The 26539-nt window shown below is 72.2% G+C and carries 22 protein-coding genes and 1 pseudogene; 5 read left to right on the top strand and 18 right to left on the bottom strand.

Annotated elements, in window-relative coordinates:
* Window positions 1-94: 94 nt before the first annotated feature.
* The 7 genes from GPA04_RS12970 to ahcY all read right to left on the bottom strand — a co-directional run bounded on the left by GPA04_RS12970 (window position 95) and on the right by ahcY (window position 9734).
* Window positions 95-1327 (bottom strand): ROK family transcriptional regulator, encoded by a 1233-nt coding sequence (locus GPA04_RS12970; protein ID WP_156224590.1) that lies wholly within the window; start codon window positions 1325-1327, stop codon window positions 95-97.
* 75 nt (window positions 1328-1402) lie between these two features.
* The gene (locus GPA04_RS12975; RefSeq protein ID WP_156224591.1) at window positions 1403-3796 is read right to left on the bottom strand and encodes a glycoside hydrolase family 2 TIM barrel-domain containing protein; all 2394 of its coding nucleotides are present in this window, start codon (window positions 3794-3796) and stop codon (window positions 1403-1405) included.
* The gene (locus tag GPA04_RS12980; RefSeq protein ID WP_156224592.1) at window positions 3783-4460 is read right to left on the bottom strand and encodes a YesL family protein; all 678 of its coding nucleotides are present in this window, start codon (window positions 4458-4460) and stop codon (window positions 3783-3785) included. Before GPA04_RS12980 ends, GPA04_RS12975 begins: the two co-directional genes overlap by 14 nt.
* Window positions 4461-4535: 75 nt before the next feature.
* Window positions 4536-6101: an ABC transporter substrate-binding protein gene (locus GPA04_RS12985; protein WP_156224593.1), complete on the bottom strand. Its 1566-nt coding sequence runs from the start codon at window positions 6099-6101 to the stop codon at window positions 4536-4538.
* Window positions 6102-6165: 64 nt separating this feature from the next.
* On the bottom strand, window positions 6166-7146 hold the full coding sequence (locus GPA04_RS12990) for a carbohydrate ABC transporter permease (protein WP_156224594.1): 981 nt from the start codon (window positions 7144-7146) through the stop codon (window positions 6166-6168).
* Window positions 7133-8023, bottom strand: coding sequence for an ABC transporter permease (locus GPA04_RS12995; protein WP_206674211.1), 891 nt, complete (start codon window positions 8021-8023; stop codon window positions 7133-7135). The genes GPA04_RS12990 and GPA04_RS12995 overlap by 14 nt, the downstream gene beginning before the upstream one ends.
* Before the next feature lie 229 nt (window positions 8024-8252).
* The gene (ahcY, locus tag GPA04_RS13000) at window positions 8253-9734 is read right to left on the bottom strand and encodes an adenosylhomocysteinase (RefSeq protein WP_156224596.1); all 1482 of its coding nucleotides are present in this window, start codon (window positions 9732-9734) and stop codon (window positions 8253-8255) included.
* Window positions 9735-9898: 164 nt separating this feature from the next.
* On the opposite strand from ahcY, the gene GPA04_RS13005 reads away from it, so the two are divergent.
* On the top strand, window positions 9899-11062 hold the full coding sequence (locus GPA04_RS13005) for a MalY/PatB family protein (RefSeq protein ID WP_156224597.1): 1164 nt from the start codon (window positions 9899-9901) through the stop codon (window positions 11060-11062).
* A 1-nt stretch (window position 11063) separates the two neighbouring features.
* On the opposite strand, the gene GPA04_RS13010 is transcribed toward GPA04_RS13005, so the two are convergent.
* Genes GPA04_RS13010 through GPA04_RS13020 form a run of 3 tightly spaced genes read right to left on the bottom strand, consistent with a single transcriptional unit; the run spans window position 11064 to window position 13946 of the window.
* Window positions 11064-12026, bottom strand: a complete 963-nt coding sequence (locus tag GPA04_RS13010; RefSeq protein ID WP_156224598.1) for a cation diffusion facilitator family transporter — start codon at window positions 12024-12026, stop codon at window positions 11064-11066.
* Between the two features lie 43 nt (window positions 12027-12069).
* Window positions 12070-13521 carry a phosphomannomutase/phosphoglucomutase gene (locus GPA04_RS13015; protein WP_156224599.1) on the bottom strand — a complete coding sequence of 484 codons (1452 nt, stop codon included), beginning with the start codon at window positions 13519-13521 and terminating at the stop codon, window positions 12070-12072.
* A 29-nt stretch (window positions 13522-13550) separates the two neighbouring features.
* Window positions 13551-13946: a DUF3499 domain-containing protein gene (locus tag GPA04_RS13020; RefSeq protein WP_156224600.1), complete on the bottom strand. Its 396-nt coding sequence runs from the start codon at window positions 13944-13946 to the stop codon at window positions 13551-13553.
* A gap of 69 nt (window positions 13947-14015) precedes the next feature.
* Here GPA04_RS13020 and GPA04_RS13025 point away from each other — a divergent pair, with 69 nt between their 5' ends.
* Window positions 14016-14483 (top strand): metallopeptidase family protein, encoded by a 468-nt coding sequence (locus GPA04_RS13025; protein WP_366464696.1) that lies wholly within the window; start codon window positions 14016-14018, stop codon window positions 14481-14483.
* Here GPA04_RS13025 and GPA04_RS13030 read toward each other — a convergent pair.
* The 3 genes from GPA04_RS13030 to GPA04_RS13040 form a co-directional block, all read right to left on the bottom strand.
* Window positions 14471-15058, bottom strand: coding sequence for an ArsR/SmtB family transcription factor (locus tag GPA04_RS13030; RefSeq protein WP_156224601.1), 588 nt, complete (start codon window positions 15056-15058; stop codon window positions 14471-14473). The genes GPA04_RS13025 and GPA04_RS13030 overlap by 13 nt on opposite strands.
* Before the next feature lies 1 nt (window position 15059).
* Window positions 15060-15200 (bottom strand): hypothetical protein, encoded by a 141-nt coding sequence (locus tag GPA04_RS13035; protein WP_156224602.1) that lies wholly within the window; start codon window positions 15198-15200, stop codon window positions 15060-15062.
* A gap of 202 nt (window positions 15201-15402) precedes the next feature.
* Window positions 15403-16911, bottom strand: a complete 1509-nt coding sequence (locus GPA04_RS13040; protein ID WP_156224603.1) for a DUF5719 family protein — start codon at window positions 16909-16911, stop codon at window positions 15403-15405.
* 1667 nt (window positions 16912-18578) lie between these two features.
* Here GPA04_RS13040 and GPA04_RS21520 point away from each other — a divergent pair.
* Window positions 18579-19940 carry a pentapeptide repeat-containing protein gene (locus tag GPA04_RS21520; protein ID WP_366464714.1) on the top strand — a complete coding sequence of 454 codons (1362 nt, stop codon included), beginning with the start codon at window positions 18579-18581 and terminating at the stop codon, window positions 19938-19940.
* 9 nt (window positions 19941-19949) lie between these two features.
* Here GPA04_RS21520 and GPA04_RS21525 read toward each other — a convergent pair.
* A pseudogene (locus GPA04_RS21525) lies at window positions 19950-20627 on the bottom strand (glycosyltransferase); the annotation flags it as partial.
* Window positions 20628-20646: 19 nt separating this feature from the next.
* A complete protein-coding gene (locus GPA04_RS13050; RefSeq protein ID WP_156224605.1) occupies window positions 20647-20997 on the bottom strand; it encodes a WhiB family transcriptional regulator in 351 nt (116 codons plus the stop codon).
* A gap of 278 nt (window positions 20998-21275) precedes the next feature.
* Here GPA04_RS13050 and GPA04_RS13055 point away from each other — a divergent pair, with 278 nt between their 5' ends.
* On the top strand, window positions 21276-21917 hold the full coding sequence (locus tag GPA04_RS13055; RefSeq protein ID WP_241680774.1) for a TIGR03089 family protein: 642 nt from the start codon (window positions 21276-21278) through the stop codon (window positions 21915-21917).
* Here the strand turns inward: GPA04_RS13055 and manA are convergent.
* Window positions 21904-23088, bottom strand: a complete 1185-nt coding sequence (gene manA, locus GPA04_RS13060) for a mannose-6-phosphate isomerase, class I (RefSeq protein ID WP_156224675.1) — start codon at window positions 23086-23088, stop codon at window positions 21904-21906. The two genes, GPA04_RS13055 and manA, sit on opposite strands and share 14 nt — an antisense overlap.
* Window positions 23089-23148: 60 nt before the next feature.
* Between manA and wecB the strand changes: the two genes are divergently transcribed.
* Window positions 23149-24198, top strand: a complete 1050-nt coding sequence (wecB, locus tag GPA04_RS13065) for a non-hydrolyzing UDP-N-acetylglucosamine 2-epimerase (protein WP_156224606.1) — start codon at window positions 23149-23151, stop codon at window positions 24196-24198.
* A gap of 49 nt (window positions 24199-24247) precedes the next feature.
* Here the strand turns inward: wecB and GPA04_RS13070 are convergent, their stop codons facing one another.
* Window positions 24248-25330 (bottom strand): glycosyltransferase family 2 protein, encoded by a 1083-nt coding sequence (locus GPA04_RS13070; protein WP_156224607.1) that lies wholly within the window; start codon window positions 25328-25330, stop codon window positions 24248-24250.
* On the bottom strand, window positions 25327-26436 hold the full coding sequence (locus GPA04_RS13075) for a glycosyltransferase (RefSeq protein WP_156224608.1): 1110 nt from the start codon (window positions 26434-26436) through the stop codon (window positions 25327-25329). The genes GPA04_RS13070 and GPA04_RS13075 overlap by 4 nt, the downstream gene beginning before the upstream one ends.
* Window positions 26437-26539: the final 103 nt, after the last annotated feature.

A 26539-nucleotide genomic window follows, 5' to 3' on the forward strand; every position in this document is an offset into this window, starting at 1 on the left:
GGTCGGTGGCACGGACGGCCCGACCAGACGTCCCGGCACACCCATGCCGCCCGATGACAGGCACTGCCGACTGTACCGGCGCGTGGCGACAGGGTCAGAGCGCGATCGGGATGCGGGTGGTGATCAGTCCCGCGTCGGCGAGGAACCGTTCGAGCGCGATGGTGGCCACGCCGGTCGCGACCGAGTTTCCCTTGACGGTCGACAGCTCGAGCTCGAGAGCGTCGGCCGACTGGCCCGGCGACTGCGCTGCGACGTGCTCGCGCACCGCCGGCAGCATGTGCGCGCCCAGGGCCCACGCCGTCCAGCCCGTCAGCGTCACGGCCTGGGGGTTCACGACAGCGACGAGGTCCGCCAGCGCCGACCCCAGGTAGTAGGCGGTGCGGGCGATCGTCTCGCGCACCGCGTCGTCGGGTTCCGGGCTCTCGATCGCCCGCGCCATCGCACCGATGACGTCGCGCTGCAGCTCCATCGCCACGAGCGGGTGGTCGGGGGCGATCTCGCTGAGCGTCCGCAGGATGCCGGGCGCGCCGACGTACGCCTCCACGCAGCCTCGGCGGCCGCACCGGCACTCGCGCCCGTCGAGCGCGAGCAGGGAGTGGCCCCACTCCCCCGCCGAGTTGGTCGAGCCCCGGGCGATCTGTCCGTCCAGGACGATCGCGGCGCCCACACCGGTCCCGAGGTTCACCGTGACCAGGTTGGGGCAGAACCGGCCACGCCCCAGCCACAGCTCCGCCGTCGCGATCGCCTTGAGCGGGTTGTCGATGACCAGCGGCAGGGCGACACGCTCCCGCAGGTGGTCCAGGTCGACCGTGCGCCACGCCCAGTGCGGGACGAGCACCGAGACCCCGGCCGACCCGTGCACCAGCCCGGGCAGCGACACCCCGACGCCGCGGACGTCGTCACGGGCCACGCGCTCCTGCTCGAGCACCATGTCGAGGGCCTCGCCGATCGCCTCCACCATCAGCTCGGGGGTGAGGAAGTGCTCGTCGCGCTCGACCTCGACGAACCCGAGCTGGTTGAGGGCGGTGTCGAACAGCACGGCGCGCACGTAGGTCTCGGCGACGTCGATGCCGACCACGCGCCCGCCCGCACCGTTCATGCCGAGCGTCGCTGTCGGCCTGCCGACCAGCCCCACGCTCATCTTGGTCTCGACGAGGATGCCGGCGGTGATCAGCTCGCCCACGACCGTGGCGACCGTGGCGGGGCTCAGACCGGTGGCCTGCACGAGCTCGTTCCGGGTGATCTCGGCCGCCGACAGCACCGCGTGCAGGACGTCGAGCCGTGAGTCGCTGCGGATGTCACGGGCGGTCCGTCGTGCCACAGCCATCTCATTCCCCGGCTTTCCGCATACCTGCCTCGGTGCGCTCTGCTCCGAGGCCGCAGGGCACGGCCGCCGGGTGCGTCATGGCGCGCACGCGAGGCTGACGGGCGCCAGACCCGGTGCGCTCAGCGTCACGATAGTGCGCTCGGAGCACCGGACGAACACGGCGATGCGGCCGTCGAGCGTGGAGCGGCTCTCGGAGCTGTAGGGGGTGTTGTCACCGAGGTCACCGTTCTCGAGACCCAGCAGCTCCCCCGCCTCCACCCGGGCGGTCACCACGACCTCACCACGCGCGGGGCGGCCGTGCTCGTCGCGCAGGACGCACTCGATCTGTGCCACCCCGTCGAGGCCGAGCCCGACGGCGCCGGCGGCGTCCACGATGTCGGCCGGCGGTCGCCACCGGGTCGCCTCCATGCTGGTAACCGGTCCTCGCGGGACCAGCTCGTCCCGAGCCACGACGACGCCGTCCTGCAGGACGCTGAGCACGAGCGGTGCGTCCTGCGGTGCCACCTCGGCGCTCCAGCAGCCGATCTCCTCGTCCCGCCGGAGCTCGACCTGCTCGCCCGCACAGGTCAGGGTGAGGTCGTCGCCGTTCGCGAAGCAGAGCACCTCCAGCAGCGGCCCGGCCGAGGCGTCCCAGGTCCTGGAGACCGGGTGCGTCCAGAACGGTCGGCGTTCCTCGCCGGCGCCCGGAGGGCGGGTCACGAGGTAGGCGACGGGTTCCTCCGACCACCAGCTGCGGCGCAGGTGCCAGGTGTGCTTCTCGAATCCGGCGAGCGTGAGCACACCGGCCCCCGAGCCGTGGATCGGCCACCCGTGCGCCTCCCCCAGGTAGTCGATGCCGGTCCACAGGAACTGGCCGGCCACGTAGTCGTTGTCGAGCACGTACCGCCACGCGTCGTAGCGATGGGAGTTCTCGCTGCCGACGAACGGCTTGTGGGGGAACCGGTCGTGGTCGGCCGCGTAGAGGTGCTCCTTGTAGTTGTAGCCCACGAGGTCGACGGTCTCCAGCAGCCCGGTGCGGCTGGAGACCTCCGGGAACGCTGCCGCCAGGGTGACGGGACGCGAGGGGTCCAGGCGCCGGACGATGCCCGCCAGTCGCTCGGCGATCCCGGTCAGCCGCCGCATGTCGGGTCGATCGGGGTCGTAGACGCGCTCGGCCGCCGGCTTGTTCGCGTCGTTGTTGCCGGTCATCTCGTCGAAGAGCGGGCTCGCGTAGGGGTCGTTCGGATAGTCGATCTCGTTGCCGATGCTCCAGGCGATGATCGACGGGTGGTGACGGTGGGCGTCGACCATCGCGGTGAGGTCCTGCTCGTACCACTGCGGGAAGTCGGCGGCGTCGCCCTGGTGCCGCGGCGGGTAGACGTTGTGCCCCTGCCACCACTTGTTCTTCGGGTTCTCCCACTCGTCGAACGCCTCGTCGATGACGAACAGGCCGAGGAGGTCGCACAGCTGGTACAGCTCGGGCGCATGCGGGTTGTGCGCCATCCGGACGGCGTTGCAGCCCATCCGCTTGAGGCTGAGCAGCCGTCGCAGCCACACCTCCGCCGGAACGGCGGTGCCGAGGCACCCCGCGTCCTCGTGCAGGCAGACGCCCTGCAGGAGGCGCGGCCGGCCGTTGATCGAGAACCCGTCGTCGGGGTCGAAGGCGAACGTGCGGATGCCGAGCACCGTCTGGTCCGTCGAGCCCACCTGGTCGCCGTTCTGCGGCCAGCGCAGCGTCGTCGTGAGCCGGTAGAGGTGCGGCTCGGTGTCGGACCACAGCTGCGGCTGCGCGATCTCCACGAGCAGGTCGACGTCCGCGGTGCCGTGGGCGGGGACCTCGACCTCGGACGTCACGCCGTGGACGCTGTCCGTGGTGAGGGAGCGCAGCTCGTGGTGCACGTGGACCGCCGCCGGGTGGTCGAGACCGCTCGTGATCTGGTGCTCGAGCCGCACCGTGGCGTGCTCGGGATCGGCCGCGACGGTCGTGAGGACCGTGCCCGGCTCAGGGATGTGCACCTGCTCGCGCACCTGCAGCTCGACGCGGCGGGTGATGCCGGCACCGTTGTACCAGCGCGAGTTCGACAGCCGGGTGTGCTCGACGCGGACCGCGACGACGAGGTCGTCGTCGGGGGCGTAGGAGACGATCTCGGTCAGGTCGAAGGCGAACCGCGCGTATCCCGAGGGCCGACCACCCAGGTGGTACCCGTTCACCCAGACGGCAGCGTTGCGGTAGACGCCGTGGAACACGAGCTGGATCGAGCGTCCTTCGAGAGGCCCCAGGTCGGTGAGCGGGACGTGCGTGCGGTACCAGGCCACACCAGCCGGCAGGTACCCGGTGCCGCTGGAGTGCTCGACGGCGAACGGCTGCTCCACGCTCCAGTCGTGCGGCACCGTGACCGGACGCCACGCCTGCTCGTCGACGCGCTTGCGCCACACGTCGGGATCGTCGACCGGCAGGAATGCCCAGCTGGTGATGTCAAGAGAGCGCACGTGCGGTTCCGTCCTTGGTGACGAGGTCTGAGCGGGGTGCCGGGATGTAGGTGTCGAAGACGCGGACGAAGAGGATGCCGGTGAGCACCGCGACGGCGGCGAACCCGAACGCGAACCAGAGCAGCCCGTAGACCGCCACGCGGGGGTAGAAGACGGTGACCACGACCGGGAGCGAGGTGAGCGCCATGGCGGCGAGCGCGGTCAGCGGGTGTCGCCAGGCCATCAGGCGTGCGTTGCGCAGCACCCGCGAGGTCACGTCGTCGAACGTGGCCAGGTAGGGGAAGGCGAACAGACCGGTCAGCGCCAGCTGGACCACCAGCACCAACCAGATCACGAGCAGGACGAGCTGGGCCACCCCGGCCACGAACGTCGTCACCACCACGTACCAGGCGGCCAGCACGCCGGCCAGCGACGCGAGCACCAGCAGCAGCTGGCTGCCGCGCCGGACGTTCTCGCGGAAGGCCCGCAGGTAGTCACCGGTGACGGACTCGGAGCGACCACGGACGATCCTCATGGCGGTCCCGTGCAGGGCGGTCACCGAGGCGCCGAGCGTGACGACCGGCAACGAGGTGGCGACGAAGATCAGGTTGAGGACGATCACGTCCGCCGCCTTGCCCAGCACGCGCATGAGGGCCGAGTCGGCGCTGAAGATGCTGTCGAGCACGCGCACTCCTCCTCTGGGTCGGCGGGTGCAGGCCGTGGCTCCACGGCCTGCACCCGCCCGCTGATCGGCTGCTGACTATCCCTGGTTCTGCGCCCAGGCGTCGAGATCCGCCTGGACCGAGGCCAGCGCGTCCTCGTAGCCGGCGTCGAGCAGCTTCTGCCGCATCTCCGCGATCGCAGCCTCAGGGTCGGCGAACTTGCCGTACTGCAGCTGCGGGATGTACTCGGAGAACACGCTGCCCATCGCGGCCAGGATCGGGTCGATCGGGTCCTTGTTGATGAGGAGCGTCGAGTACGGGTAGTCCTTGGCGTCGGCGTCGAGCTGGTCGAAGAGCTCCTGCTTGTTCGGTGCGTCGGTCACCCGCGGCAGCTCGAACTCGTCCATCCGCCCGCCCCAGAAGTTCGCTCCCAGGCTGTCCGTCGAGGAGTCGTAGCCCTCGGGGAAGTCGAGGAAGCCGTCGTCGGTGACGATGTAGTCGGTGCCCTCGATGCCGAAGTTCAGCAGCCGGTAGCACTCCTCGTCGTTGCGGATCAGCTCGTACACCTCGAGAGCCTTCTCCGGGTTGCTCGAGTTCGCGCTGACCGCCATGGCGCCGTGGGTGAGGATGTCGCGGAAGTAGTTCCCGTTCTCCTGGCCCCAGTAGAAGAATCGCGGGTCCGAACCGGGCTGCTTGGTCGACAGGTTGTCGTACACGCCTCCGGTGAAGGTCTGCGTGTGGTGCTGGTCCACGCCGGACAGGCCGGCGTAGAGCTGCTCACGGGTGTCGCCGTCGTAGTTGAGCGCGTCCTCGCGCCAGACACCCATCTCGTTCCACTCCTGGGCGAGCTCGGCCGCCTCGAGCAGCTCGTCACCCTCCATGTACCAGGAGGTGACGGTGTCGGGGTCCGACTCGGAGGTGTGGAACGGGTAGTAGTTGCCCGCGCTGACCTGCTGGAGGGTCTGCAGGTCGGTGTGCCCCTGGAGGTAGCCCGTCAGCGCGGCCTCGTTGGCGCCGGCGACGTCCCACGGGTAGGCGTCGGGGACGTTGTCCTTGACCCACTGGAAGTAGGTCGTGAAGTCCTCGAACTCCGTGATCTCACCGTCGGGGAAGCCCGCCTGGGTGGCCCAGTCGCCGCGGTAGAAGAAGCCGTGGTTCGTCCACTGGGTGAAGTTGTCCTCGGGGATGAAGTAGATCTCGCCGTCGTCGAGCTTGGTCACCTCCCAGTGCCCCTCGCTGTCGACCTGCTCCCAGGTCTGCGGGGCGAACTCCTGGAGCATCTCGGGGCTCAGCGGCAGGAAGGCGCCCTTCTCGGCGTTCTCCCACGCGAACAGCCAGTCGGTCGCGGTGGTGATCAGGTCGACGTTGTCGTCGCCGGACAGGAGCTGCACGTTGTACTGGGTCTGCCAGTCGGCCCACTCGATGTAGTACAGGTCCAGCGTCGCGTTCGCCTGCTCGATCAACCGCTCGTTGAGCTGCTCGAGCATCGCTTCCAGCCGACCGTTCGTCGGCTTGTCGCCCAGCACCAGCATGGTGATCTCGGTCGGTGCGCCGCCCTCGCCGCCACCTCCGCCGTCCCCGCCGCCGGAGCAGGCCGCCAGCGCGGCCACGCTCATGCCGAACGCTGCGACCGCGGCCGCAGCCTTGACAGTCCTTCTTCTCATGCGAGTCTCCTTCGTCTCGTACTTCGGGTGTGCGGTGGTGGGGTGCCTCGTCGCGAGGCGGCTGTCATCCCTTCACGGCACCGACGGTGATGCCGGTGACGAAGTACTTCTGGACGAAGGGGTAGAGCAGCAAGATCGGTCCGGTCGCCACGACGGCGCTGGCCATCTTCAGGGTGTTGCTCGGCAGGTCGGTGATGCTGACGTTGGAACCCGCCACGGAGTTGCGCAGCGCGTTGGCCGTGTTGATCAGGTTGTAGAGGTGGTACTGCAGCGGTTTGAACTCGACGGAGCTGCCCAGGTACAGCGACGACAGGTACCACTCGTTCCAGTAGCCGAGCGCGAGGAACAGCCCGATGGTCGCCAGCGCCGGCTTCATCATCGGCAAGGTGAGCTGGGAGAAGATCCGGAAGTCCCCCGCACCGTCGACCTTGCCCGACTCGATGATCTCGTAGGGCACGGTCCGCATGAAGTTCTTCATCAGGATGATCAGCCACGGCGTCATCAGCAGCTGGAGGAACACGGCCAGGTAGCTGCCGCGCAGCCCGAGGTCGCGTGCCACCCACAGGAACGTGGGCGCCAGCCCGGCGGAGAACAGGGTGGTGAAGTAGATGAAGAACGAGATGTAGTTCCGGAACCGGAAGTCCTTGCGGTAGAGCGCGAACCCGGTCATCGCGATCACGAACAGCCCGATGGCGGTTCCCACCGTGGTCATGGTGACCGTGACCACATAGGAGCCGATGATCTGCCGCGGCGCCTTGAAGATGTACTCGTACGCCGTGAGGGTGAACCCGCGGGGCAGCAGCCCGAACCCGTCGCGGACCACCGCCGACTCGCTCGAGAGCGAGGCGGAGATGATCAGCACGAACGGGAGCGCGCAGAACAGCGCGAACAGGCTCACCGTGACGTACGAGATGCCCCGGAGCACGTAGTCGCCCGTGCTCAGCTTGATCGTGCGGGGGCGTGTCTGCAGCGGAGAGCTCCGCTCGCCCGTCACCACCGCGGCGACCTCGACAGCGGCCGGTGCGGCCGTCTCAGAAGAGTGCATAGTCCTTGTTCATCCTTCGCACGAACCAGTTGGCCAGCATCACGAGGGTGAATCCGAAGATCGACTGGTAGAGCCCCACGGCGGTCGACGTCGTGAAGTTGTTCTGCGACATCACCATCCGGTACACGGCGGTCTCGATGATGTCGGTGGTCTGGTAGAGGGTGGCGTTGTTGCCCACGAGGTTCCAGAACAGGCCGAAGTTGCCGTGCATGATGCCGCCCAGGGAGAACAGCAGCAGGATGATGAACGTCGGTTTCAGGCTCGGCAGGATGATGTAGCGGATGCGCTGCCAGGCGGACGCACCGTCGATCGCCGCCGCCTCGAACAGGCTCTTGTCGATCCCCATGATCGCGGCGAAGTACACGATCGAGCCGTAGCCGGTGCTCTGCCACAGGTGCACCAGCACGATGATGAACGGCCAGGCGCCGGCGATGCTGTAGATCTTGATCGGGTCGCCGCCGGTCTGCACGATCAGGGCGTTCAGGGCGCCGGTGTCGTAGTTCAGCAGGTTGAAGGCGATCACCCCGATGAGCACCACCGAGATGAAGTAGGGCAGGAACATCAGGGTCTGCGCGACCTTCTTGAAGTACTTCATGCGGATCTCGTTGAGCATGATCGCCAACGAGATCTGCAGGATGTTCCCCAGCACGATGAACGCCAGGTTGTACAGGATGGTGTTGCGCGTCAGCAGCCACAGCTGCCCGGACCTGATGAGGAACTCGAAGTTCTGCAGCCCGACGAACGGGCTGCCGAAGATGCCGTCGCGGTAGTTGAAGTTGGTGAAGGCGATCCAGATCCCGGGCAGCGGCGCGTAGTTGAACACCACGAAGAACGCCACGGCCGGCAGGCACATGAGCAGCAGCACCTTGCTGTCCATGATGCTCCGCAGCAGCGATCGAGGGCGACGCGTAGCGGCGGTACTGGCCATCCGTCTGCCTCTCTGCAGGAACGGGACCGGCGTCGTCGCCGGCTCTATGATCGACACTAATTCTAACTGTCGATGAAACTGAGCAGACGGTACTCCACGGGCGCTCGGGGCGCAAGACCCTGGGTGCTACCGCCCGCGCGTGGCGCGTCCGGTCGAGGGACGCGCCACGTCGGGAACCTCAGTAGCGGTAGTGCTCGGGCTTGTACGGGCCGGCGACATCGACGTCGATGTACTCCGCCTGCTCCTTGGTGAGCTCCGTCAGGTCCACCCCGAGCGCCTCGAGGTGCAGTCGGGCCACCTTCTCGTCGAGCAGCTTCGGCAACCGCTCGACGCCGGCGCTCTCGCCCTCGGCGAGCTCCTCGGCCTGAGCGAGCGCGATCTGGGCCAGCACCTGGTTGGTGAAGGAGGCCGACATCACGAACGACGGGTGGCCCGTCGCGTTGCCGAGGTTGAGCAGCCGGCCCTCGGACAGGACCACGATCGATCGGTCCCCGGCCTCGGCACCCTCGACCGGCGGCAGCCGCCACTCGTGGACCTGCGGCTTGATCTCGATCTTCTCGACGCCGGGCACGCGAGCGAGGCCGGCGAGGTCGATCTCGTCGTCGAAGTGCCCGATGTTGCCGACGACCGCCTTGTTCTTCAGCCGGAGCAGGTGCTCCACGCCGACGATCCTGGTGTTGCCGGTGGTGGTGATGACGAAGTCGGCCTGCGGTGCCACGTCGTCGAGGCGGGCGACCTGATACCCGTCCATCGCGGCCTGCAGCGCACAGATCGGGTCGATCTCGGTGACGATGACCCGCGCGCCCTGGCCGCGGAGCGCCTCCGCGGCGCCCTTGCCGACGTCGCCGTACCCGCACACGACGGCGACCTTGCCCCCGATGAGCACGTCGGTGGCCCGGTTGAGGCCGTCCGGGAGCGAGTGGCGGATGCCGTACCGGTTGTCGAACTTCGACTTGGTCACGGAGTCGTTGACGTTGATCGCGGGGAACAGCAGCTCGCCGGCGGCAGCGAGCTGGACGAGCCGGTTGACACCGGTCGTGGTCTCCTCCGAGACGCCCTTGATGCCGGCGGCCACCCGGGTCCAGCGCCCCGGGTCCTGCGCCACCGTGCGGCGCAGCAGGTCGAGGAAGACCACCTTCTCCTCGGAGTAGCCGACGTCGCCGGGCTGGGGTGCGGGCGGCACCGCGCCGGCGGCCTCGAAGCGCACGCCCTCGTGGACGAGCATGGTGGCGTCGCCGCCGTCGTCGAGGATCAGGGTGGGGCCGCCGGTCGGCGAGCCCGCCCAGTCGAAGATCCGCTCGGTGCAGTCCCAGTACTCGGTGAGCGTCTCGCCCTTCCAAGCGAACACCGGGACGCCGCGGGGGTCCTCGGGCGTGCCCGCACCGACCACGACCGCCGCGGCGGCCTCGTCCTGCGTGGAGAAGATGTTGCACGACGCCCAGCGCACCTGCGCACCGAGGGCGACCAGCGTCTCGATCAGCACGGCCGTCTGCACGGTCATGTGCAGCGATCCGGCGATCCGGGAGCCTGCGAGCGGCTGGCTGGTGGCGTACTCGGCGCGCAGCGCCATCAGACCCGGCATCTCGTGCTCGGCCAGGCGGATCTGGTGACGTCCCGCCTCGGCCAGGCCGAGGTCCGTCACGTGGTGCTCGATCGTCATGGCCCCAGGCTATCTGCGGCTCCTCCGCCTGGGGCCCCGAGGCGGACCGGTGCCCGGCACCGCGGCGCGCGTGCCCACCACGAGGACGATCGGTGGTCGCGCCGGGGTGCGGGCCGGTGCGGCTGCGAGACTGGTCGGCGTCGGCACCCGTAGGGAGGACAGTGATGACGCACGCGTTCGACGAGATCACGGCGGAGCGCCTGCGGGCCAGCAACGGCAAGAAGTGGGTCGAGCACGGCTCTGCCACCGGGGCCTGGATCGCGGAGATGGACTTCGGCACGGCGCCGGCCGTGCAGGCGACCCTGCGGCGGACGGTCGAGACCGGCGAGGGGCTCGGCTACCTGCCCACGCGCTCCCTGGCCGCACTGCAGCGCTCGTTCGCGGGTTTCGTCGCCGCGCGGTACGACTGGCACCCGGCACCCGAGGACGTGCGTCCGATCGCGGACGTGCTGTCCGGGTTGCAGGCGGCCGTGCGGCTGACCTCCCGCCCGGCGTCGCCGCTCATCCTGCCGACGCCGGCCTACATGCCGTTCCTCACCCTGCCGGGCGCCCTGGATCGCGAGGTGATCCAGGTGCCGCTGGTCCGGCAGCGGCACCGGTACGTCTACGACCTCGAGGCCCTCGACGCCGCCTTCGCCGCCGGCGGTCACCTGCTGGTGCTGTGCAACCCGCACAACCCGGTGGGGCGGGTGCTGGAGCGTGACGAGCTGCTGGCGATCAGCGAGGTCGTCGAGCGCCACGGGGGACGGGTGTTCGCCGACGAGATCCACGCCCCGCTCACCTATCCGGGTCACCGGCACGTGCCGTACGCGAGCATCTCCCCCGCAGCCGCCGCGCACGCGATCACCGCGATGTCGGCCTCCAAGGCCTTCAACCTCCCCGGCCTCAAGTGCGCTCAGCTCGTGCTGAGCTCCGACGCCGACCGCGAGGCGTGGGAGCGCGGCGGGCACCCCTACGAGGACCAGGCGTCCACCCTCGGGGCGCTCGCCGCCACGGCGGCCTACGCCGAGGGCGGCGACTGGCTCGACGACGTCATCGACTACCTCGACGGCAACCGCCGCGCACTCGCCGGCCTCGTGGCCGAGCACCTGCCCGGCGTGCTCGCCTCGGAGCTCGAGGGCACCTACTTGGCGTGGCTCGACTTCACCGCCACCGCGATCGAGGCGCCCGCGCCGTTCTTCCGGCGGCACGCCGATGTGGCGGCGACCGCCGGCGCGCTGTGCGGAGACGCCGGTCGCGGGTTCCTGCGGTTCAACATCGGGCTGCCGAGACCGCTGCTGGTGCAGGCGATCACCCGCATGGGTGCCGCGCTGGCCGAGGCGCGCTGACCTAGTCGATCGGGCGGTCGGAGGTGGCCGGCTGCGGCGCGGTCACCGGGCCGGCGCGACGCAGGTCCGGCTCGAGGTAGATCTGGGTGCTCAGCGGCACCGCGTCACGGATGCGTACCTCGGCGGCGTCGATCGCCTGCGAGACGTGCGCGGCGTCGTCGGCCCGCTCGACCTCGACCTTGGCGGCGACGAGGAGCTCGTCGGGCCCGAGGTGCAGCGTGCGCAGGTGGATCACCGAGACGATCCCCTGACCGGGGATCGCGGCCTCGATCGCGCGCTGGTGCTGGGGGTCCGCCGACTCCCCGAGGAGCATCGAGGCCATCTCCCTGGCCAGGAAGACGGCGATCACCACGAGCAGCACGCCGATCGCTCCGGACCCGATCGCGTCCCAGCGGCCGTCGTGGGTCACCAGCGTCATCGACACGCCGAACAGGGCGAGCACGAGGCCGATGAGGGCGCCGAGGTCCTCGAGCAGGATCACGGGGATCTCGGGGGCGCGGGACTCCTTGACGTACCGTGCGAAGGACTTGTCGCCGCGGACGTGGTTGGCCTCCCGGATCGCGGTCCGGAACGAGAACCCCTCCATCACGATGCCCAGTCCGAGCACGGCGAGCGGGACCCACCACCACCGGCCCTCGATCGGGTGCGGGTCGGAGAACTTGTGCCACGCCTCGTACAGCGCGAAGCAGCCACCGAGACTGAACAGCACGATCGAGACGATGAACGCGTAGATGTAGCGTGCGCGGCCGTACCCGAACTGGTGGTGCTCGGACGCGGCCCGGTTCGCGCGCCGGGCACCCAGGAGCAGCAGCCCCTGGTTGCCCGAGTCGGCGACCGAGTGCACGCCCTCGGCGAGCATCGAGGAGGAGCCTGTCAGGAGATAGGCGACGAACTTCGTGACGGCGATGCCGAGGTTGGCTGCGAGGGCAGCGACGACGGCCTTCGTGCCTCCGCTGGATGACATGGATCGGAGCGTACGCCGATCCGGGCGCCGGGCGGCCCGCTCGTCAGCCCTCCAGGCCCGGCGCGCTCCCCTCGCGCACGATCGCCAGCACGGCGTCACGGATCTTCTCCATGATGTCCTCGTCCTCGGCCTCGACGTTGAGCCGCAGCAACGGCTCGGTGTTGGAGCTGCGGAGGTTGAACCACCACTTCGGGGTCGCGTGCCAGTGGTCGAAGGTGAGGCCGTCGAGCTCGTCGATCACCACCTCGCCGGAGGCGATGTCGTCGGCGAAGGCCGCCAGCACCCGCTGGCGGGCGGCGTCGGCGTCCTCGATGCGCGAGTTGATCTCCCCCGACGCCGAGTACGGCGTGTACATCTCCGACAGCGCCGAGAGCGGGTGCTCGGAGTCCCGCAGCGCGCGCAGGACGTGGAGCGCCGCCAGCATGCCGGTGTCGGCGAACCAGAAGTCGCGGAAGTAGTAGTGCGCGGAGTGCTCGCCACCGAACACCGCGTTCTCCTGCGCCATCTGCGCCTTGATGAACGAGTGCCCCACCCGGGTACGCACGGTGCGGGCGCCCGCTCCGCCCAGCAGGTCCGGGACCGACCGGGACGTGATCAGGTTGTGGATGACGGTCGCCTCGCGTCCGGCCTCCTTCTCCTTCTCGACCTCGCGCAGGCCGACCAGCGCCGTGACGGCGCTGGGGCTCATGGCGACACCACGCTCGTCGACGACGAAGCAGCGGTCGGCGTCGCCGTCGAACGCCAGCCCGATGTCGGCGCCCTGGGCGACCACGGTCGCCTGCAGGTCGACCAGGTTGGCGGGGTCGAGGGGGTTCGCCTCGTGGTTCGGGAAGGTCCCGTCCAGCTCGAAGTACATCGGCACGATGTCCAGGCCCAGGTCCGGCAGGCCGGCCGCCGTCGACAGCACGGCGGGTGCGGTCAGCCCGGCCATCCCGTTGCCCGCGTCGATCGCGACCTTGAGCGGGCGGCCACCGCTGATGTCCACGAGCCCGCGGAGCAGCTCGGCGTACTCGGTGAGCGTCTCCCGCGAGGTGGTCGCGGCCTCGTCCCCGCCCGCGGGGATGCCCTCGTCGAGGTACTGCTCGGCGAGCCGGCGGACGTCGGCCAGCCCGGTGTCCTGGCCCACGGGGCGCGCCAGCGCGTGGCACATCTTGATGCCGTTGTACTCGGCCGGGTTGTGGCTCGCGGTGAACATCGCCCCCGGGAGACCGAGCGCGCCGGAGGCGTGGTAGAGCCCGTCCGTGGAGCAGAGACCGATGTGCACGACGGCGACGCCGCGCCAGGCGGCTCCCTCACCGAACGCCGTGGCCAGCTCGGGCGAAGACTCCCGCATGTCGTAGCCGATGACGATCGAGGCCGCGCCGCTGGGGATGGCGACGACATCGGCGAACGCGGCACCGAGGGCACGCGCGACGTCGGCGTCCCACTGGTCGGGGACGACGCCCCGCACGTCGTAGGCCTTGACGATGGCGCTCAGATCCGTGGTTGCAGGCACGGACCGAAGATTACGCAGTCGAAGGCCGTTCAGTCGCCTTCGCCACGGATGACACGGAGGTGACCTCGGCGGCCGACCTCGGGGGGAGGCCGCCGTTCCGTGACGGAGGCAGGTGCCCCGACGGGCCGTGCGGCGGGCAGGTGCTCCGGCGGCGGCGTCCGCGACGCCTCACGCACCGCATCGGCCAGCGCGAGCAGGTCGTCGCTGCTGGGTGGTGCGGGCTCGAAGTGGCCGGCGAGCCGGACCACGTCCCAGCCGCGCGGCACCGTGAGCCGTTCGGCGTGGTTGGTGCACAGGTCGTAGCTGTGCGGCTCGGCGTGGGTCGCCAGCGGCCCCAGCACCGCGGTGGAGTCCGCGTAGACGTAGGTGAGAGTGGCGACAGCGGGGGCAGTGCAGGTCGCACGGGTGCACTGACGGGCTCTCACGTGCGTGAGGCTACCGGGTGCGCCGCGGCTGGCCCGCACCCCACGCCGCCGCGTGGCAGAGTGGGTCTCGTGGCGGACCGACCGGGCAGTGAGATCGCACGGGCACGGATCCCCTCGCGCCGCACGGGTCGTCGGCGCGACCGTCACGGGCGCGGTCCTCGCGGACCGCTGCTGCCGCCACTGATGCCGGCGGCTCGGACGCGCGCGCAGCAGTTCGACGACGTCGTGCTCGGTGTCGTCGAGACGCTGGAGCGGCGTCTGGGGCGCGACCTCGAGGGCGTCGAGTTCGCCGTCGAGGAGGTACCGCCGTCCGAGCCCGCTCCCTGGGAGCACGGCGCGATCCCGCTGGGCCGGTACTTCCCGGCGGACGCGGCGGCGGGGCTGACGCACCGGATCGTCGTGTACCGGCGGCCGGTGGTCGGCCGAGCGGACGGCGCCGAGGACCTCGCGGCGATGGTGCGCGACGTGCTCGTCGAGCAGATCGCCCACATGCTGGGGCGGCCGCCCGAGGACATCGACGCCGACTACGAGTCCTGACCGGGCTGCCGCTGGAGCTCGGGGTTGACCACGGCGAACACCCGCGCGCGCTGCGCCTTCGCGGGGCGGTCGGCGGGGTCGCGGTCGGCGAGCTGGGCGATCCGCCGGGCGAGGTCGACCGCAAGCGCGTCGAGCTCCTCGGGGGTGGCCCAGACCGTGTTGGTGATCATCGAGGCGGCACCACGCCAGCGCGCGGGGTCGGCGTGGGCGTGGGAGTAGTACTCCTGCACCCGCTGCGACTCGCGCTCGAGCGTGAGCAGCGCGAGCTGGTCGGAGGCACGCAGCGCGTCGTGGCGCTCGACGTCGGGCCGGACGTCGTAGCCGCCGGGGACCAGCCGCCAGGGTCGCTCACGGCCACGACGGTCGGCGGGCTCGACGAAGCCGTACTTGCCGAGCGTGCGCAGGTGGAAGGAGCAGTTCGCGACCGTCTGGCCGCAGGCCTGCGCGCACTCGGTCGCGGTCGCCTCGCCCAGCCGGTCGAGCAGCTCGAGGATCTCGAGCCGGACCGGGTGGGCGAGCGCGCGGATCCGTTCCGGACCGCCGCGCGGCGCTGCGGCGCCGCTGGGCTCGGTCACGTCAGTGGCGCAGGAGGCTCAGGCTGCCCTGAGCGTGCACGGCGTCGAGACGACGCTCGGCCAGCTCGGCGGTGCGGGCCTCGGCGTAGGTGGAGAAGGCGGAGGTGAGGACAGCGACGGTGCGGGTCGCGACGGTGGACATGGTCGGTGCTGCTTTCTGCTGACGCTGATGCGATGAAGGTGGCCCCGCGGCTCGCGTCCTCGCTGCGGGATACCGGTCGTCCCGATGGGGTCGACAGTACGTGCAACAGTCGTTGCGCAACGTTCATTCCGCGTCGATGGTGCGCGACGTCTCATGTGATCCGGGTCCCACCCGGCCCCGTCTCGAGAGCTCTCGAGAGCTGTCAGTCGGTGACCCGGACGGCGACGGACTGCTCCGTGTACGGGTCGTTGACGATCGGGTACGCGGAGATCAGGGAACCGTTCTCGGCATCGCCTGCGACCACCGCGGAGGCGAGGAACCCCTCCCCCTCCAGCAGCACCGCGATCGTGCCGTCGGGCACCTCGAGCTCGGCGGTGGCTCCGGCCGTGACCGGGACGGTGGACTCCAGGCCCACCTGACCGGCGGCGTCATAGGTGCGCACGCTCACGTCGGTGTCGGCGGTGCCGGGGTTGGTCACGGTCAGGACGGCGGTGTCCACCAGCCCGCTCGGGACCGGCAGCACACCTGCCGAGACCGGTGCTGACGCCGGCAGCCACGCGATGTCGACCGGGGCCGTGTCCGGGTCCTCCTCGCCCGCGGTGCCGGTCCGGGTCAGCTGCACCGCACCGGTGATCGGCACGTCGGAGGTGACGCGGACGCCGTACAGGCCGGTCGGCACGCCGGCCAGCGAGATGTCGGCGACCGTTCCGGGTTCGATCACCGAGGCCTCGGCACCCGCGAGCACCGCGGCACCCTCGGGCCCGAGCATCTCGACCTGGACGGTGGCGGCGTCGACCCCGGGGTTGACCAGCCGCAGCAGCGCGCTCGCGCTGTCGGCGTCGGACAGGGCGGACCCGGCGATCGTGAGGTCGGTGGTCGGGTCGGCGGCGGGCCCGACGAGCTCGGTGCCCGCCGGGATCAGTCCGTCGAGCGAGGTGTCCTGGATCGTGGGGACCACGCGGCCGCCCTCGACGTCGAGGCGGATCGCGATCCGGGGCTCCAGGGAGATCGTCTCGAGCAGCATCGTGCGCACCCCGCCCGCGGGCACGACCATCGGTGCGATGTCCGGGAGCGGGCCTGTCGCACCCCACCCCGTGAGCGTGACCGAGGCGGTCGTCTCCCCCGGGTTGCTCAGCACGAGCCGGGCGCTCGCGCCCAGCTGCGTCGATCCCCCGACCAGGACGGCGCTGCTCACCGGCTGCTGGCAGGTGGTCACCGACAGCCCGCGCAGGTCGCCGGCGTCGGCGCGCGCGACGCTGACGCCGCCCACGAGCGGGACGCCGTCGGCGAACGGCTCGACGACGCCCACGTACGGGTCGGTGACGTCCGGCTGGGACATCGTCGCGACCGGTCCCGCGGTGCCGGCGTCGCTGCCTGCCTCTGCGATCGGACCGACCGTCATCGTCGGCGCCTCGGAGCTGCCGAGAGCGGTCAGCTCGGCGAGCGTGGCCACGGCGCCGCCCCCGGTGCCGAGGTCGGGGTCGTAGTCCACATCGTCGCCCGCGGCCGCCGTGGGCAGCGTCGGCGCGGCGGCGCACACCCATGTGGTCGCCCCCGCGCCGACGCTCAGCGGCTCGACCTCGATCGCGGTGGTCTCCGGGGGCCCGGCGACCGTGCCGGCGAGCCCGACACCGACGGTCAGGGCGAGCACGAGCAGACCGCTCAGGACCAGGCCGATCCGACGCAGCACGCCGGCACGTGAGCGTGCCATCAGCTCTCCTCGTCCATGGGCTCGAGGCGGCGTCGGCGCGTGGGCAGCGCGATCAGCGCGACCACGACGAACGTGACCACGATCGCGAGGCGCCACGGGCCGGCCAACGGGTCGTCGAACCGCACGACGAGGTCGCCGCCCGCTCCGGCGGGGACCTGGAACGCCTGCTGCCAGCCGTGGCTGACCGAGCGCAACGGGGCGCCGTCCAGCCATGCGCGCCAGCCGGCAGCAGGGCGCTCGGACAGCACGAGCGTCGCGGCGTCGGCCACCACCGGGAGCTCGGTGCGGACGTCCACGACACCCGCCGCCACCGGCGTGGTGGTGCCGTCGGCCGCGACCAGGGCGACACGCGCGACCGACGCCTCCTCCGTGCTCACGCGCCACACGACACCGGAGGCGTTCTCGGTGACGCGTTCCAGCCCGCGCACGCTGTCCAGCAGCGCGATCAGCCGAGCCCGCGCGACGTCGTCGGTGGTGCTGCCCGTGATGACCGAGTCCAGCGGCGGGACGATCACCACGCCGACGGCGTGGTCGGCGAGCGCCTCGGCCGCGCCGCTGAGGGTTCCGGTGGCCAGGCCCGCGACGATCCGTTGCAGCGACGCGGTGGCAGGATCCGCCTCGTCACGGTCGAGGTCCGCGAGCGCGAGCGCCGAGGAGGTCTCGGTCAGCTGCGGTCCCGCGTACCGCCAGAGCTCGGCGTCGACGGTCCCGGCGTCGGTCGCCCACACCGCCAGCACCCGGGACCTGGCGTCCGAGGCCTGGAGCTCGTCACCGATCGCGGGGACCGGGTCGCTCTGCCGCGTCGTCAGGGTCAGCACCTCACCCCGCAGCATGGTGGTCCAGCCGACGGCGGCGAGGCCGATGCCGCCGACCAGCACGATGCTGATCAGCGCCACACCGAGCTGGCGCCACCCGAAGCTGCGGCCGTGCAGAGCCGCGCGCAGACCGCCGCCACCGATCGCGGTCGCCATCACGAGCCCGAGCAGCAGCAGCGACGTCCCCGGGCCCGCCCAGCCGCGCGCGACGACGTCCGTGCCGTCGGCCAGCCGGGCGACCCCGATCTCCGCGTAGGGCGCGAGCACGGCCGCGGCCGCACCCAGGGCCGCGACCAGCCAGGCGAGCCGGACGCCGCGTGCCTGCGCGCCGCCGCGGGCGAGCGCGACCACGGCTGCCACCGCCACCGTGGCCGAGGCAAGGAGCACCAGCCACTGCGAGACCGAGGCGATCCCGGCTGCCGGCGGGTCCTGCGGCCAGCCCAGCAGCGCGAGCAGCGGCGTCGAGGGCGGGGTGGCGGCCACCGCGCCCGGTCCGGACAGCAGCAACCGCCAGCCGTCCTCGGCCTGCGCGGCGTAGGTCAGCAGCGGACCGAGCAGCACCAGCGGCGGGATCGCGACGAGCAGCAGCCGCGCCCGGCCCGGCACCCCCCGCCGGGGCAGCACGATCGCCAGCACGAGCAGGCAGGCCAGGGCCGCCGGCAGCAGCACCGGTGCACCGGCGGCGGCCGCGGCCAGCGCCAGCCCCGCCGCTGCGGCCGCACCCAGTGAGCCCACCCCGGAGGGGCGGGCGACGATCGTCGCGGTCTCCTCCTCCTCGGCGGCGTACGGCTCGGCGGTGTTGGAGACGATCGCGTGGGCAGGATCGTCGAGGTCGTCGGGGTCGTCGAACGCGTGGGGGTCCTCGCGCCGGTCGAGGGCCGCCTTCGTGCCGGTCGGGTCGCCTGGCTTCGTCGAGGACTCGCCGTCAGGCCCCTCGACGGCGGTGCCCGGCTCGCCGGTGCCCGGCTCGCCGGGGCTCGACTCGCCGGTGCTCGACTCGTCGGTGCTCGCCTCGTCGGCGCTCGGCTCGCCGGCGCTCGGCTGCGCGGTGTCGGGCTCGTCGCTGTCCGGCTGCTCGGTGCCGGACCTGGACGCGCGGGCCGCCTCGAGCTCGGCCACCTCCTCACCCGAGAGGACACGCTGGATCTGGGCGGTCGGGGCGTCGTCGGCGACCGCCGCGAGCGCCGCCAGGCGGCGCTTGCGGACCTCGGCTGCGGGCGCCGTCGAGACCCGCGGGTCCACCCGGCGGGCACCGACCAGCCCGGACACCACGACGTCGCGGCGGTCCAGACCGAACGCCCGCGCGAGCCCGAGAGCCACGAGCGGCAGCAGCACGTGCGCGAGCACCGCACCGAGGCGGCCACCCGCGATGGCGAGCACCAGCGGAGGCGCGAGCCCCCAGATGATCGCGGCCCAGGCGCGCAGCGCGAGCGAGCGCGTCGCCGCGCCCGCGGCGAACCAGGCCGTGAGTGCGGCGAGCGGGATCGCCACCACGACCACCAGGGAGATCGTCACCCACACCGGCGTCCCGAAGCTGCCGCCGGTCAGCGCCGACAGCACGCCCAGCACCATGAGGAACGGGTCGGCCGGGGCGCGCCAGCCGTCCCCGGTCGCGAGCCACGGCGAGGTCGCCGCACGCCACAGCTCCGCGAAGGACACGTCGGCCGGGAGCAGCGAGCCGCCCACCAACGGACCGGAGAACGCGACGGGCGCGAGCGTGATCGCAGCGACGGCCGCGGCCACGAGCAGCACCCCGCCGAGCACCAGGCGCCGCTTGGTGCCGAGCGCGGCGCGCTCCTTCATCTCCAGCTCCGAGGGCGCCCGCACGGTGCGCCGCTGCGCCGCGGCCTGCAGCCGTCGGTCGCGCCGCACGCCGGCGACGTCGCCCCAGGTGGCCTGCAGCGGCCGCAGCCGCGCGCGAGAGCCCGCACGGGTGGTGCGGGCGCGTCGGCGCGCCCGCGCGATCGAGCGCCACCCGCCCAGGGCGGCCAACGGCGCCCACAGCTCGTCGGCGACGAGCGGCAGCTCCTTCGACACGAGCCGTGCGGCGGCGCGCACCGGCGCGGCGACCAGCGCGAGCAGCGCCACCAGCGGCACGAGGGGCGCGCGCGACTCGCTCAGCCGGCTGTGCAGGATCGAGGTGCGTCGCTGCCGGAAGCTGTGCGCGGGCTCGGGCTCGGGCGGGCGCCGCGACTCGCGCCGTCCCCCTCGTAACCCCCAGTAGCTGGCGCGCGCGTGCCGCACCACGGCGCGCGGCACCACGACCACGCGGTGCCCCGCCAGCCGGGCCCGTCGGCTCAGGTCGCGACCGTCGCCGAACGGGCCGAGGGCGGGATCCGGTCCGCCCAGGGTCGCGAACACCTCGCGGTCCACGAGCATGCCGGCGGTGCCGACGGCGTCGATGTCCTCGCGGTCGTCGTGCTGGCCCTGGTCGACCTCGCCGTCCTCGATGCCGGAGAACCGCTGGATGTCACGCGTGTACTGCACGCCGACCGAGATCAGCCGGTCGGGATGGCTCCAGCCGACCTGCTTGCTGCCGGCGACGGCGATCGACCGGCCGGTCTCCACGACCTGCGTCAGCGCGGCGAGCGCACCCGGCTCGGGTGCCGAGTCGTCGTGCAGCAGCCACAGCCACGGGGTGTCGACCCCGGCGGCGGCGACCGCGGCGATCACCGCGGGACCGAAGCCCTCGGCTCCCTCGACCGCGACCAGGTGGGCCACGAGCCCGGCCTCGTCCACCGCGGCCCGCAGCGCGGCGGCATCGGTGTCGGCGTGGGCGAGCACCACCCGGTCGGGTGCGACGGTCTGGGCGGCGAGCGCCGCGAGCGTCTCGGAGAGGTAGCTGCTGTCCCCGACGACCACGACGACCGCAGTGACGCGGGCACGCGAAGGACGGCTCATGCTGGGGACGGCAATGCGGTCAGCCCGCGCTGTGGTTGATCTGCCTGAGCTGCTTGAGCTGCTTCAGCTTGCGACGCTCCCGTTCCGAGAGCCCGCCCCAGATCCCGAAGCGCTCGTCGTGCATCAGGGCGTACTCCAGGCACTCCGCGCGCACCTCGCACGAGGAGCAGACACGCTTGGCCTCACGGGTCGAGCCGCCCTTCTCAGGGAAGAACGCCTCCGGATCGGTCTGCGCGCACAACGCTCGTTCCTGCCACCCGAGGACGCCGTCGTCCTCCTCGACCCCGAACATCGCGACGAAAGGGGAGGGCGCTGCTGGCTGCGGCGCGTCGCCGTAGCTCAGCGGACCGTCCCCGAGTATGTTCCACACCGCCGGTACCCCTCATCTCAGTCGATGTACATGCCCCGCTGGCTGCTGCCTCGTGGCGATCACGCGCTGCCGACCTTGCCAGCACCTCTCGCCGCTGCTGCCTGCTGGTCCTGCCTTTCGGTCAGGCATCGTGCCCGCCGCACCTGCCCGGTCCCGATGCCGCCTTCACGATGGGGCCTTCGCGATGCTGCTCAGAAGGTCATCCGTGTGCGGTACCCCTAAATTACACGCGTGTTATCCCCCGGAGTCAAGCCCGCGGCGTGCTATACCTCGGCGTCGTGACCCCTCCCGTGCTCGCCACGCTCTCCCGGTGGGAGCCCAGCAGCCCCCGGCTCACCTGGTACGGCGAGGCCGACGAGCGCGTCGAGCTCTCCGGTCGGGTGCTGTCGAACTGGGTGATCAAGGCGGCGAACCTGCTGACCAGCGAGTGCGGCGCCGGCCCGGGAACGACCGTGCAGATCGACCTGCCGGCGCACTGGCGCCTGCTCGTGTGGACCCTCGGTTCCTGGGCGGTCGGCGCCGCGGTCGCGCTGGGCGGCGAGCAGGGCACCGCTCCCGATGTCGTGGTCACGCAGCGTCTCGAGCCATGGCTCGACGCCGGAGCGGGCGATCTGGTGGCGGTCACGTTGCCGGCCCTCGCGCGGGCGTGGCCGACGCCGCTGCCCGCGGGGGTCATCGACGGCGCCGCCGAGCTGATGGGGCAGCCCGACCAGCCGCTGTTCGCGGTGCCGCCGCTGCACGGCGGTGCCGTGGCCCAGGGCCACGGCGAGCGCGTGCTGCTGGTGGCCGAGGACCCCGCGACGCTCGTCGAGCGCGCCTGGGCCTGCTGGGAGCAGGGTGGCTCCGCCGTCGTCGCGACGCCACGGTCTGCGGCCGAGCTGGACTCGATCCGGAGCCAGGAGGCCGTCAGGGCACCGTGACCTGCGCGAGCCGCCCCTCACCCTCGAGCACCACCGGGGTCGGCGACGCCGCCACGAACGCGGCCTCACCACGACGCAGGCTCAGCCGGTCGGTCCCGTGCCGGGCGACGACGTCGCCGTCCAGCGAGATCAGCACGCGTGGCCCGCGTCCGGGGATGACCACCGGGCCACCCTGACAGGTGGCGACCGCGAGCTCGAAGTCGTCGACCGGGGCGTAGAACATCTCGACGTCGTCGTTCACGTGCTCGGCCGCGATCCGGACCGGCGGCGCCGCGATCCAGTCGACCGTGCGCAGCACCTCGTCGGCGTCGACGTGCTTGGGTGTCAGACCGGCGCGCAGCACGTTGTCCGAGCTGGCCATCACCTCGACGCCCAGACCCGAGAGGTAGCAGTGCACGCCGCCGGCCGGCACGAACAGGGCTTCTCCCGGGCGCAGCGTGACCGGGTTCATCAGCAGCGACGCCACGGCGCCGACGTCGCCGGGGAACGCCTCCGCGAGCCGGGCGACGATCCGGTCGGCACGCACCGAGGGCGACGTGCCGGCGGCCAGACGTGCGGCGACGGCGGCCACGGTCTCGGCGACCGCGGCCGCCGTCGGGCACGTCGCCGGGTCGAGGAGCCGCGTGAACGCGGCCCTGACCCCGGCCGGGCCGATGTCGGTGCGGAGGTCGGCGAACAGGTCCCAGGCGAGCGGGGTCTGCAGCCCGGCCAGCATCTCGGTGGCGCGGCGCGCGGTGCGGAACCCGGCGAGCGCCTCGAACGGCTCGAGCGCGAACAGCATCTCGGGCTTGTGGTTGGCGTCGGGGTACCGGCGGTGCGGCACGTCGCGCGGGATGCCTGCGGCCTCCTCCTGCTCGAACCCCGCAGCGGCCTGCTCGAGGCTGGGATGCACCTGCAGCGAGAGCGGGCTGGCGGGGGCGATCAGCTTGACGAGGTACGGCAGCTGCGGTCCGAACCGGCTGAGCACCCCGCGACCGAGGTGGCCGTCGGGGTCGGCCTCGATCAGCGCCCGCAACGACGAGCCGGACTCCAGCGTGGCCGGTGCGCTCGCATGGGCACCGAACCAGACCTCCGCCACCGGGTCGGCCGCGGCCGGCTCACCGAGCAGAGCCGGGATCGCCGTGCGCGACCCCCACGCGTACGCCTGCCGGGCGCCGGCCAGCCTGTGCATCACCACGCCCCTGCCCCTGGTGTCACCACTGGGATCCTCACGCGTGGCAGGCTACCGGGCGTGAAGATCCTCAGCGTGGTCGGCGCCCGACCCCAGTTCGTCAAGCTCGCCCCGGTCGCGGACGCGATCACCGCGGCCGGTGCCGAGCACGTCATCGTCCACACCGGCCAGCACTACGACCCGCTGCTCTCGGACGTGTTCTTCGACGACCTCGCGATCCCGAGCCCCGACGTGCACCTCGGGGTCGGGTCGGGCAGCCACGGCAAGCAGACCGGAGCGATCCTGGCCGCGCTCGACGACGTCCTGGCCGCGCACAGCCCCGACTGGGTGCTGGTCTACGGCGACACCAACTCCACGCTCGCCGCCGCGGTCTCGGCGGTCAAGATGCACCTGCCGCTGGCTCACCTGGAGGCGGGGCTGCGCTCGTTCAACCGGGCGATGCCCGAGGAGCACAACCGCGTGCTGACCGACCACGCCGCGGACCTGCTGCTCGCACCCACCCAGGTCGCCCTCGGCCATCTGCGCGACGAGGGCCTGGCCGACCGGACGGTCGTGGTGGGCGATGTGATGACCGACGTGCTCTACCGCACCCGCGGGCGCGCCGATCCGCTGCCAGGGGCCGAGGAGGCGGTCGTCGCGACGATCCACCGCGCCGAGAACACCGACGACCCGGAGCGGCTCGCCGCGATCGTCGCCGAGCTCGCCGGTCTGGTCGCCGGCGGTCGCCGGGTGCTGCTGCTGGCCCACCCGCGGCTGCGTGCGAAGGCCGCCGCGGCCGGGATCGACCTGACCGCCGGGGGCGTCGAGGCACGCGACCCGCTCGCCTACCCGGCGCTGGTGGCCACGGTGGCGGCGTCGCAGGGTGTGGTCACCGACTCGGGCGGCCTCCAGAAGGAGGCGTTCCTGCTGCAGGTCCCGTGCACGACGGTGCGGACCGAGACCGAGTGGACCGAGACCGTCGACCTCGGCTGGAACGTGCTCGTGGAGCCGGGCGGGATCGCCGCCGCCGCGGCCCGCCCCCGTCCCGCCGATGTCGATGCCGCCCCCTACGGCACCGGCGACGCGGCCGAGCGTGCGGTCGCGGCCCTGGCGGACCACCTCCCCCGCTGAGGCCCACCGCACCCGGGAAGCGCAGCGGGGTGTCGAGCGATCGTCCCGGTCAGCGCACCAGCACCGACGCGGCCATCAGCCGCAGCGGCGCCTCGCGCGCCAGCACGCGCGAGGGGTCGGCGGTGAGCAACGTGCGCGGCCGGCCGTGGCGGCGGCGCGCGTGCGCGAGGGCGATCAGCTGCTCGGCGTCGCCGGAGCCGTCGAGGATGCGGTCGAGCAGGGTGCGGTCGGCGAGCGAGAGGACCGCCGCCATCCCGGGCGCGGCGGCGAGCAGCTCACGTGCCACGGCGGCGAGTGCGGCCCGCTCCTGCGCGGTCCACCACGCCGGGTCGCTCCGGTTCAGCACAGCGCCGAAGAGGTGGATGCGGGTCAGCTTGACGCAGACCGATCGCCGCTCGGCCAGCCCGAGCGCCGTGAACCAGGTGCGGCGCAGGAGCCGCCGCACGAACGCGAGCTCGTCGGCGATCGGACGGGTCGCGGTGGTCACCCGGTCCGCGGCGTCGCCACCGATCTCGTAGGCCGGTCCCGATCGGTCGAACACCACCCGCCCTCCGAACCACAGTCGCGTCACGAAGCCGACGTCCTCACCGACCGCCACGGCGTCCATCCGCAGCCCCAGCCGCGAGATCGCGGCGCGCGAGATCAGTCCGAGCGGAGCGCTGCGGTAGCTGAGCCGGTCACGGACCGGGTGCAGGACCCCGCGCCGCCACGGCCTGGTGGGCGGGGTCGGCACCACGCGGCCGTCGTCGTGCTCGAGCCGGGCGATCACGGCGTCGGCGCGGTGCTTGCGCGCGAGCCAGAACCAGGAGGCGACGGCGCCCGGCGCCAGGGTGTCGTCCGAACCCATCACGCAGACGTACTCGGCCTCGGCGGCCTCGATGCCCGCGTTGAACGGCCCGGCCGGTGACCTCGTGCCGTCGCGGTGCTCCAGGAACCTCACCTGGTCCCGGTGCTGCTGCGGGAGCGCGGCGGCGATCTCCGCCGCCGGCACGTCGTGGCAGACGACGGTGAGCCGCACCCCCTCGCCGTTGTGGTCGAGCACCGAACGGACGGCCCTGGCGATCGGCCGGGCAGGGTCGTGCACGGCGATGACGACGTCGACCCCGACCGCCACCGGCTCAGCAGCGGTCACCGCGACCTCAGCAGGTGGCGGTACTCGGCCACGTACCCCTCTGCGATGCGCACAGGCGCGAAGCGGTCGCCGATCGTCGCGGCGATCTCGGCGGCCGTCAGGTGCTGGGTGCGGCGGTGCAGGTCGGTGATCGCGTCGGCGTAGGCCTGCGGCGTCTGCTCGCCGACCAGCGTCCCCACCGCGGGGTCGATGTACTCCCCCTGGCCGCCGGTCGCCCCGACGACCACCGGCCGCCCGTGCACGAGCGCCTCGGCCGCGGACACGCAGAAGTTGTCGCCGCGGGTGGGAAGCACGAACATGTCGGCCGCCTCGAGTGCAGCGGTGACACCCGCCGGGTCCTGCGGACCGGCGAGCTCGACGACCTCGCTCACCCGGAGCCGCCGGGCCAGCCTGGTCACCTTGCGAGCGAGGGGACCGCCACCGACCCAGATCAGTCGTGCGGGCACGCCCCGGTCGCGCAGCTCGGCGATCGTGCGGACCGCCAGCAGCGGGTCCTTGCGCTCGACCAGTCCCCCGACGGCCACGAGCCGCAGCTCCTCGGCGGGGCGCAGCGGCCTCCCGGTCACGTGCTCCCGGGGCGGCACGATGCACCCGATGGTCGCGGTGCGACGCGGGTACCGCGCGCGGCGGATGGGACGGGCCAGGTAGTCGCACACCGCGGTCACGGTCTGCGGCGCGCGCAGCAGCAGCTTCACGAGCCCGACGGCGGGGCGCAGCGGCAGCACCACCGTGCGCGGGTTGGTCAGGCCGGACCAGTGCTCGGTGTGCAGCCACGGCGTGCCCACGCGTGCCACCACCAGCGGTGCGAGCGAGGACATCGCCATCGAGTGCACCACGTCGGCGCCCGCCAGCAGTCGCGGCAGCGTGCGCGCGACCCGGATGATGTCGAGCGGGTCGAGCGGGTTCATCGGCACGCGACGCACCCGGATCCCCTGGTGCTCGGTGAGCGCGACGCCGTCGTGCAGCCGGGGCGCCACGAGATGGACCACCTCGACCGCGGTCACCTCCGGGTGCGCAGCGATCGCGGCGACGTCCTGCGCCACGAAGACCCCGGTCCCCGGCGCCCGATCGGTCGGGAACCACGTCGTCACCGCCACGATCCGCACGAGGCTCAGGGTACCGGCCCACGAGCGGCGAGCGGCGAGCCTGTCGGCTCGCTCCGCCGTCGGGCGGTAGAAAGGGAGAGGCCCGGCCAAGTATGAGTTGGCC

The sequence above is a fragment of the Pseudactinotalea suaedae genome, assembly GCF_009733815.1.
GTDB classification, from domain to species: domain Bacteria; phylum Actinomycetota; class Actinomycetes; order Actinomycetales; family Beutenbergiaceae; genus Pseudactinotalea; species Pseudactinotalea suaedae.